Source organism: Cupriavidus numazuensis (assembly GCF_905397435.1).
Classification (GTDB): domain Bacteria; phylum Pseudomonadota; class Gammaproteobacteria; order Burkholderiales; family Burkholderiaceae; genus Cupriavidus; species Cupriavidus numazuensis.
In genome coordinates this window covers 69,373-77,725 of the sequence record NZ_CAJPVI010000046.1, presented here as the reverse complement: position 1 = coordinate 77,725, position 8,353 = coordinate 69,373, and the positions used below count along the sequence as shown (strand labels likewise).

General features: G+C 64.5%; 11 protein-coding genes. 8 read left to right on the top strand and 3 right to left on the bottom strand.

Annotated features, from left to right (window positions below):
- The 7 genes from KHO41_RS29770 to KHO41_RS29740 form a co-directional block, all read left to right on the top strand.
- On the top strand, positions 1 to 251 hold a 251-nt coding region (locus KHO41_RS29770), incomplete at its 5' end, for a BON domain-containing protein (RefSeq protein ID WP_211956831.1).
- A gap of 57 nt (positions 252 to 308) precedes the next feature.
- Positions 309 to 521, top strand: coding sequence for a DUF2188 domain-containing protein (locus KHO41_RS29765; RefSeq protein ID WP_211956830.1), 213 nt, complete (start codon positions 309 to 311; stop codon positions 519 to 521).
- 215 nt (positions 522 to 736) lie between these two features.
- Complete coding sequence (locus KHO41_RS29760) at positions 737 to 1,873, top strand: ABC transporter permease (protein ID WP_211956836.1); 1,137 nt, start codon at positions 737 to 739, stop codon at positions 1,871 to 1,873.
- A 2-nt stretch (positions 1,874 to 1,875) separates the two neighbouring features.
- A complete protein-coding gene (locus KHO41_RS29755) occupies positions 1,876 to 2,574 on the top strand; it encodes an ABC transporter ATP-binding protein (protein ID WP_211956829.1) in 699 nt (232 codons plus the stop codon).
- On the top strand, positions 2,571 to 3,662 hold the full coding sequence (locus KHO41_RS29750; protein WP_211956828.1) for an HlyD family secretion protein: 1,092 nt from the start codon (positions 2,571 to 2,573) through the stop codon (positions 3,660 to 3,662). The genes KHO41_RS29755 and KHO41_RS29750 overlap by 4 nt, the downstream gene beginning before the upstream one ends.
- A 14-nt stretch (positions 3,663 to 3,676) precedes the next feature.
- Positions 3,677 to 5,119 (top strand): efflux transporter outer membrane subunit, encoded by a 1,443-nt coding sequence (locus tag KHO41_RS29745; RefSeq protein WP_211956827.1) that lies wholly within the window; start codon positions 3,677 to 3,679, stop codon positions 5,117 to 5,119.
- 116 nt (positions 5,120 to 5,235) lie between these two features.
- The gene (locus tag KHO41_RS29740) at positions 5,236 to 5,889 is read left to right on the top strand and encodes a BON domain-containing protein (RefSeq protein ID WP_211956826.1); all 654 of its coding nucleotides are present in this window, start codon (positions 5,236 to 5,238) and stop codon (positions 5,887 to 5,889) included.
- Positions 5,890 to 6,088: 199 nt separating this feature from the next.
- Here the strand turns inward: KHO41_RS29740 and KHO41_RS29735 are convergent, their stop codons facing one another.
- The 3 genes from KHO41_RS29735 to KHO41_RS29725 all read right to left on the bottom strand — a co-directional run bounded on the left by KHO41_RS29735 (position 6,089) and on the right by KHO41_RS29725 (position 7,450).
- Positions 6,089 to 6,361, bottom strand: coding sequence for a hypothetical protein (locus KHO41_RS29735; RefSeq protein ID WP_211956825.1), 273 nt, complete (start codon positions 6,359 to 6,361; stop codon positions 6,089 to 6,091).
- 137 nt (positions 6,362 to 6,498) lie between these two features.
- Positions 6,499 to 6,741 (bottom strand): hypothetical protein, encoded by a 243-nt coding sequence (locus tag KHO41_RS29730; protein ID WP_211956824.1) that lies wholly within the window; start codon positions 6,739 to 6,741, stop codon positions 6,499 to 6,501.
- Positions 6,742 to 6,781: 40 nt separating this feature from the next.
- Positions 6,782 to 7,450, bottom strand: coding sequence for a SagB/ThcOx family dehydrogenase (locus KHO41_RS29725; protein WP_211956823.1), 669 nt, complete (start codon positions 7,448 to 7,450; stop codon positions 6,782 to 6,784).
- A 401-nt stretch (positions 7,451 to 7,851) separates the two neighbouring features.
- On the opposite strand from KHO41_RS29725, the gene KHO41_RS29720 reads away from it, so the two are divergent.
- Complete coding sequence (locus KHO41_RS29720; protein WP_211956822.1) at positions 7,852 to 8,343, top strand: hypothetical protein; 492 nt, start codon at positions 7,852 to 7,854, stop codon at positions 8,341 to 8,343.
- Positions 8,344 to 8,353 lie beyond the last annotated feature (10 nt).

Below are 8,353 nucleotides of genomic sequence, written 5' to 3'. Positions count from 1 at the left end.
GTGTGACGGGGGTGACGAACCAGGTCAAGATGAGGATGCGCCCCGCGCCCAACGATGTGGTCGAACGCATCGAAGCCGCGTTGCGCCGGCATGCCGAGCGAGAAGCGAAGCGCATCAGTGTCTCGATGAAAGAGGGCACGGTGACGCTGAGCGGCCGCGTGGATTCACGCGCGCAGCGACTGGCCGCAGTCGGTGCGGCCTGGTCCGCACCCGGAGTTGGTGCCGTGGTGGACGATCTGGAATTGTCCTGAGCGCAATGGGAAGGTGAGGCGCTGGCGCCCATCTTCCCGATTGAGCAGGGTGGCGCGATGCCCTGGAATTCCGGTTACTTCCCGATCTCGATGAAGAACCTGCAACCAGAGGTCAGGGCGAAGGCGATCGAGATCGCCAATGCGCTGCTGGAACAGGGTTACGGTGAAGGCATGGCGATTCGCATTGCCATTGCGCAGGCGCATCGCTGGGCCGCGCGCCATGCCGTTGAAGACGCGGCCATGCGTACGCCGGCACACCACCGGCCATGAAGCGGAAGCAGCGCGCTGTGCAGCGAACACGACGGACAGCGCCACCTGCTTCCGCACGATGCCAAGGCCATCGCACGCCGCAGAAGGAGAGCAACATGCTATGCATCGACAGGGCGCAGGTCATTGCCTGCCTGAACGCGCGCTGAGACGGAAACATGCCGGCCGATGACGTCGATTCTTCTCACCATTCCCCGGACCCGCCGCAACGCGCGGCGATTCCGGGCATCCTGCTACTGGCTTACAAGTTGCTGGTCAACGACCGCGCCAAGTTCACAGGTCTGCTGGTCGGCATCACGTTCTCGGTGTTCCTGATGATCGAGATGACCTCGCTGTTTGCCGGAGTCCTGAACCGGTCGTCATCGACCGTCTTCAACATCGGCGCCAGCATCTGGGTCATGGATCCCGCCGTCAACACCGTGGCAAACACCATCGGGATGCCGGACTATGTACTGGATGCCGTACGAAGCATCGACGGCGTCCGCTTTGCGGTGCCCCTCTATTCGGGCGGGGCGCTGGTACGTCTTCAGAGCGGTACCTATCAGCCCGTGACGGTGATCGGCATCGACGACACCAGCCTGTTCGGCCGTCCGCGCGTCGTGCGCGGCAGCATCGAAGACATCTTTGCCGAGAACGCCTTTCTTGTCGTGCAGGACGCCGAGTTTCGCAAGCTCGAGGATCCCGATGTCGGTACCACGTTCGAGATCAACGACCATCGCGGCGTGATTGTCGGACTGGCCGAGGTATCGACCAGCGGGCTGTTTGGCGTACCCACGCTCTACACCACGTACCGGCGCGCGATCCAGTACCTGCCGACGGCGCGCTATACCATCTCGTACATCCTGGTGGAGCCAAAGACGCCGGAAGACACCTTGCGGATCCAGCAAGCCGTCAGCCGACTGGGCTATCTCGCGCTGACGAAGGCGCAGTTCGTCGACCGCATCGCCGACTTCTACAAGTACCAGACTGGCCTGGGCACCAATATCCTGCTGATGACGGTCATCAGCTTTATCGTCGGGCTGTCGATTTCGGGGCAGACCTTCTACACCTTCATCGTCGAGAACCTGGAGAAGTTCGGCGCCCTCAAAGCCATCGGTGCCAAGGGGCATGAGCTGGTGGCGATGATCCTGTTCCAGGCGACCTTCGTGTCGCTGACGGGCTATGGACTCGGCATCGGCCTGTGTGCGGTCCTGATCGCCCTGGTGCGATTGCGCATCCCCAACTACGCGGCAGTGATCACCTTCTACAACCTCGGGCTTGCGCTGGCCATGGTGATCGTGATCGCCGGCATCTCGGGCTATATCGGCGTACGCAAGGTGCTGCACATCGAGCCGTTCGATATTTTCCGGGCGTGATCATGGCACACGTCGCCATCTCGGCACAGCGCATCGAAAAATGGTTCGGCGAGGGAGAGGCCCGTACCCACGCGTTGCGAGACGTAAGCTTCGACGCCTACTTCGGCGAGATGCTGTTCATTGTCGGCCCCTCCGGCAGCGGCAAGACGACGCTGCTCAGCGTCATCTCCGGCATCCTGCGGCCGGATGGCGGGCGCGTGCTGATGGACGGTGTCGATGTGTGGAATCTGGACGATGACGAACTGGCCGCCTTCCGCCTCGCCAAGGTCGGGTTCGTGTTCCAGGACTACCACCTGTTTCCGCGCCTTACCACGCTGGAGAACGTCGCCATTCCGCTGGTCTTGCGCCGCTACCGCTGGGATGAGGCCTTGTCGGAGGCGCGCAAGTATCTGCGGATTGTCGGCCTGGAGAACCGGGCACAGTTGCACCCCGTCAAGCTCAGCGGCGGGGAGCAGCAACGTGTCGCGATCGCGCGCGCCATCGTCAGTCAGCCTGACATCCTGATTCTCGACGAGCCCACCGCGTCGCTGGACGGGGAGACCGGCCGCACGATCATGAGCTTCATCCGCAAGGAAATCCTCAGCGAGCGTCGTTGCATTGTCATCGTGACGCACGATGCGCGCATTCTCGATATGGCCTCGCGCATCCTCGACATGGAGGATGGCCGGCTGAAGGCGATAGAAATAGGGGCCGCACAGTGAAGAAGAACCGCTGGCTTTTTCTGATATCGGCGTTGGGCGCGCTGGTCGGCGTGGCTGCCGCGATTATTTATGCCCAGCAGAAGCCGCCGCTGCCGCCGGTGTTCCAACCGGCCGCCAATCCCTATCGCAGTGGCATTTATGCAAACGGCATCGTGGAAAGCGAGCAGGACAGCGGCGCCAACGTCAACGTCTACCCTGAGGTGGCGGGAACGGTATTGCGTATCGCCGTGCAGGAAGGCCAGACCGTCAAGCGCGGCGACGTACTGCTGGCCATTGACGACTCGGTGCAGCGCGCGCTGGCAGCGCAACAGAGTGCGCAGGCGGATGCCGCCGAGGCACAGCTCGCGCAATTGCTGGCTCAGCCGCGAAAGGAGACGCTGGAAGTCGCCAAGGCGCAGGCCGATGCGGCGGCGGCAAGCCTCAAGACCGTGGAAGACCAGTACGACAAACTGCGCAAGTCCCGGGAGTTCGATTCCAGGTCCGTCAGCCAGGATGCCATGGACAATGCCGCCAACGCCGTGCACGTCGCGCGCAGCGGCCTGGTGGTAGCCAGTCGGCAACTCGCGCTGACGCGCGCCGGTGCGTGGACCTTCGACATACGCAACCAGGAGAAGCAGCGCGATGCGCTGCGCAAGGCAGCCGACGCGGCGGACGCCTTGCTGCGCAAGTATGTCGTGCGCGCGCCGATGGACGGTGTGGTGCTTTCGGTCAATTCGGCCGTCGGTGCCTATGTATCGCCTCAAGGGACGTACAACACGTATACGCAGGGAAGCCAGCCCGTTGCTGTGCTGAGCAGCCAGCAGGACTGGCTCGGGGTTCGCGTCTATGTCGACGAGATCCTCGTGCACCGGCTGAAACCTGGCCGCGGCATGCAGGCCCGCATGTTCGTGCGCGGCACGGACACCAGCATCGCGCTGGAATTTGTCCGGGTGCAGCCGTACCTGACGCCGAAGATCCAACTCTCGGACCAGAGGGCGGAACGGGTCGACGTACGCGTACTGCCGGTAATCTTCCGCTTCAGGCCTCCTGCGCAGCCGCCGATCTACCCGGGGCAATTGGTCGATGTCTATCTGGGCGGAACACCGTGAGCCGGCATTGGCCCATGCGGATGCCTCCGATGGTCATGCTGGCCGTGGCGCTTTGCGGCTGCGCGGTGGGTCCCGACTTTGTACCGCCTGAAGAACCTGCCGTTTCACAGTATGTTCGGGGTGGGGACGCCAGCAGCACGTCTGCCGGCGACGGGCAGGCCCAGCACTTTGCTGCCGGCGCGCCTGTGCCAGCCGACTGGTGGCGCATGTTTGGCAGTGCGGAGCTGGACCAGGCCGTAAATGGGGCGTTGGCCGCGAATCCCAGCCTGCAGGCCGCTGAAGCGAGCCTGCGGCAGGCCGATGCGGCAGCGCGTTCCGGCGCCGGCGTGTTCTATCCGCAGGTTGCGGCACAGGCGCAGGCGTCGCGACAGACGACGACGCCCGCCCGGTTGGGAAGCAGTGCCCCTTCCGGCATCTTCAATGTCTTCACGCTGGGCGCCACGGTCAGCTACGCCCTGGACCTGTTCGGCGGCAACCGCCGGGCGGTGGAAGCCCTGGCGGCGCAAGCGGAAGTGCAGCGCTACGCCGTTGGTGCGGCCTGGCTTGCGCTGACCGGCACAATGGTCAATACCGCTATCGCGCGCGCGGGCTATGCCGCCCAGATCGCTGCCACAGATACGCTGGTGAAGATCGTGCGCGAGCAAGTCGACGTCACGCGCGCGCAGGTAAGCGCCGGCATGGCGACCCACGCCAGCGAACTGAGCCTGCTCAGCCAGCTTGGCTCGCTGGAGGCAACACTTCCTCCGCTGGCGCAACGCGTCGACCAGGCGGACCACCTTGGCGCGACGCTGGCCGGGCGTTTCCCTTCCGAGGCCGAGCCACTGGTCCTTTCGCTCGATTCGCTAGTGTTGCCGGCGGACCTGCCCCGCATGCTGCCTTCCGAACTGGTGCGGCACAGGCCCGACGTGCTCGCGGCGCAGGCTGAACTGCACGTGGCCGCGGCACAGGTCGGTGTGGCAACGGCTGCCATGCTCCCGAATATCGTCCTGAGCGCCAGCTACGGCCGCGAAGGCGTACAGCCCGGGGGCTTGCTGGGTGCTGGCGGCGGCGTCTGGGGCATCGCTGCGGCCGCCTTTGCGCCGGTGTTCCAGGGCGGCACGCTGTACTTCAGGCGCCGCGCCGCGCAAGCGCAATTCGAAGCGGCGCAAGCCAACTACCGGCAAGTCGTGCTGGGGGCCTTTGCCCAGGTGGCCGATGCACTGCGTGCCCTGGAACACGACGCGCTCACGGTGGATGCGCAGGACCGCGCGCGGCAGGCCGCCGGCGAGTTGATGACCGAGGTGCAGGCCAACTACCGGGCCGGCACTGCAGGATACCTGCAGCTTCTCGTCGCCAATGCCCAGTACCAGCAGGCGACGATCGGCTATATCCAGGCTCACACCCAGCGGCTGCAGGACACCGCGGCATTGTTCCTTGCCTTGGGCGCAGGCTGGGAAACCGCGTCGCCGGCTCGTTGACGCATATCAACGGATATCAGGCGCTACCGCATACGCTGAGTCAGGGGAAGGCCAAGGCGGCAACGCTGTGTGAGATGCCGGAGGGAGCCCCTGATCATCGACGAGGCGAGGAACTCATGAAAGGCGATATCCAACTGAAGCAGGACGTGATCGAAGAGCTGAACTGGGACCCGGCGGTCAATGCAAGCGGTATCGGGGTGGAGGTGCAGGACAGCGTAGTGACGCTTACCGGCCATTTGCGCAGCTTCTCCGAAAAGTACGCGGCCGAAGCTGCAGTCAAGCGGATTCCGGGCGTCAAGGCGCTGGCCGTCGAACTGGACGTGCGCTTGCCGGACGACGACCTGCGCACCGACAGCGACATTGCGCGCGCCGCCGCCAACGTCCTGGCCTGGCAATCGATGGTGCCGAGCGACCGGATCCGGATCATGGTCGAACATGGCGTGATCACGCTGACCGGTGATGTCGACTGGAACTACCAGCGCGTCGTGGCCGAGCATGCGGTGGCGGGACTCTTCGGGGTGGCCGGCGTCAGCAACGCCATCGCGGTGCGGCCATTGGTCAACCAGGCGGAACTGGGACAGCGCATCAAGGATGCCATCCAGCGCCAGGCCGAACTGGACGCCAGCCACGTGACCGTGGCGGTCTCGCAAGGAGACGTCAAGCTGGGCGGAAGCCTGCGTACCTGGGCCGAACGTGAAGCCGCGTACAACGCTGCGTGGTCCGCGCCTGGCGTCGTTTCCGTGGAGAACAATATCCAGGTCAACCTGTGACGCGAGAACACCGGCACGGGGATTGATCGAAGCACCCGAACAAAGGGGGGGCGCGAATGAAACTCGTCACTGCGCAGCAGTAGGGCGGCTTGCGGCCGGCTGGTTCGTTCGCTATTCGCCGCAGCAGAAGAGAGAAGGGGTACGTAGCGCCCTCGCGAAAGGCGGCGGGAGTCGCAGCCAGGACGCTTGCCAGGCATGCTCATTCGTGGCTGAGATCCATGCCGAAGCCGCCAGCCAGTTCGCAGTCGATGGCGCCGGCCGCATAGGCGAATAGCCAGTCCTCCGCTTCCTGCGGCGTTGCTGGCGGATGACTCCAGTCCGGTGTGAAGCGCACCCCCGTGCGCACCCCGATGTCCTGGCCAGGCCGACTGATCTGGACGCGACCATTTGAGTTCGACACGCCAGGTGCCATGGCATCGGGCACGAAGATCACAATCCGGAATCCCTTATACGACCGCTCATGTTCTGGCATTTGGTCCTCCGCTGACGGATAGGGGCCGACGCGGCCCGGGATACGGCGCCTGGATTCGCGCATCCCAAAAAGCATAGAACAAGGGGCGCGCACCTGTGTACGCGCCCCCCGGCTACGGCTCAGGACAGCGAAGGCGTTCAGGGTAGATCGTACTCCCGCATCATTTCCGCGGTAATGGCCTTGGCTGCAGCCTGGCATGCCGGCGTGACGCCGGGAAAGGCTTCGATGCGCCAGTTGCACCCGCTGTTTGTGCCGGGGTCGACGCGTAGCGGCAGCGGAATCTCCGCATTGCGGCAAGTGTCGCCCAGGTCGGCATTTTCCTGCAGTCGGCGCAGGATTTCATTGCGGATCTGCTCCGCGCTCCCCTTGCTCTTGATCATTTCAGTCTCTCCTGAAAAAAGCGTTGGCTATCCCGGGCCGTCATGCCTGGGTGGTGGTGACATGCGAGGCAGCCCGCCCGATGGTCTGCGACAGGATCGGCTCCTCGTCCTCGTTCAGCGACATATGCTCGGCGAGCTGCCGCCGGTTCAGCCAGCCGCGTACGACAGCGCCAAGCCCTGCCGATGCACAGTACAAGTAGGCGTTCTCGGCCATGGCCCCCGCCGCCGCCGCGGAGAAGGTCTCGCGCAGTTTCGGCGGCATCTCCTGCATGCGGCCATAGTTAGCCACAAAGACCAGGTCAAGCGGTGCCATGCCGACAAAGTCCTGGTACCCCGTCATGCTGCGCAAGTCGGCAGCGCGCTTCAGTTCCAGGCAATGATGCACCGGGTCATAGCGATAGAGGCCTGCCGGCAGTGCGACGTAGACATCGATCACGGTCTCACCATATGGCGATGGCGCGGTGCGGCCACCTCCCAGCGATCGGTTGACGCCCGCGGCAGCCCACAGCAGTTCGCTAAGTTGCTTCAGCGGCAAAGGTTGCTGGTCGAATTCGCGCGTACTCTTGCGCAGCCATAGGGTTCCCATCAAAGGCATGCCCGATGTCCGGTCGGGCTCGGGCAGCGTGATGACGCGCTCGCTGGTACCCACGGCAGGACGTGGCAACAGGCCTTTGACTGGCTCGTATGGAAGTCGCTTCAGGTCGTTCATGGAAGACTCGCATCGGTGAGTGTGGAATGCGCCGTGCGGATCTGGACGGCGCTGCCTGCCTCAAAATCTAGACGGCACGGCAGTCCGCGGCTTGCGCTCGGTCAAGACCGGGGCGGATGAAGCAGGGGTGGTGCAGGCTGTCGGTCGATTGCGTTGGTGGCATCCCGCCGCTGACCGTGCTGGATTGTGACCACGATGAGTTGTTCTCTGGCCGCGTGTGGCGAAGCCGCGCCTATCCCGCCCTATGGGGCTGGCTTAACGCGCCGGAGTAGCACTTCAACCTTGACGCCCCGGGACGCTCGTCAGGGGCTTGGTTGAGGCAGGTCAATTTGCCGAAGACGCGGTGTCCTATGTTGGTCAAAGGGCGACAAGCCCATCTCGGGTCAGCAGGAGGAACCACCATGGCAAGCCGTCATTACATTTCATTCTTTGTCACACTCGCCATCGCCGCAGCCGGCACGCCCGGGGCGTTCGCAGCACCGCCAACCGATCGTGCCACGTACGAAGGCAAGCACGCGCCGGAGCGTCCGGAGGAACCGGCGGCCGCACCTCAGGCATCTGCGCAACTCGATGCGCAGATCGCTCATCTGCGCGCCATCCGCGAACGGCTGTCGCGTGCCAGCTCCGATGAGGAGCGGCGCATGCTGCTGGCCGAACGTGACACGGTGATGCGCGACGCCATGGCGACGATGCATGGGCCCGCCCGGGTGCGTACCGCCGGCCCAGCTGGGAAGCCCGGCGGCTACGGTCCAGGCATGTGCTATGACGCGACGCAGCAGCACGTTGCGCTCATGCAGGAAATGATGCTGGCGATTCCGCATGGCCAGGGCGCGGGAATGTCGCAAGGTGGCGGTCCGGGCCCGGGAATGCGCCGCGGAATGATGGCGCAGTAGATCCACCTGC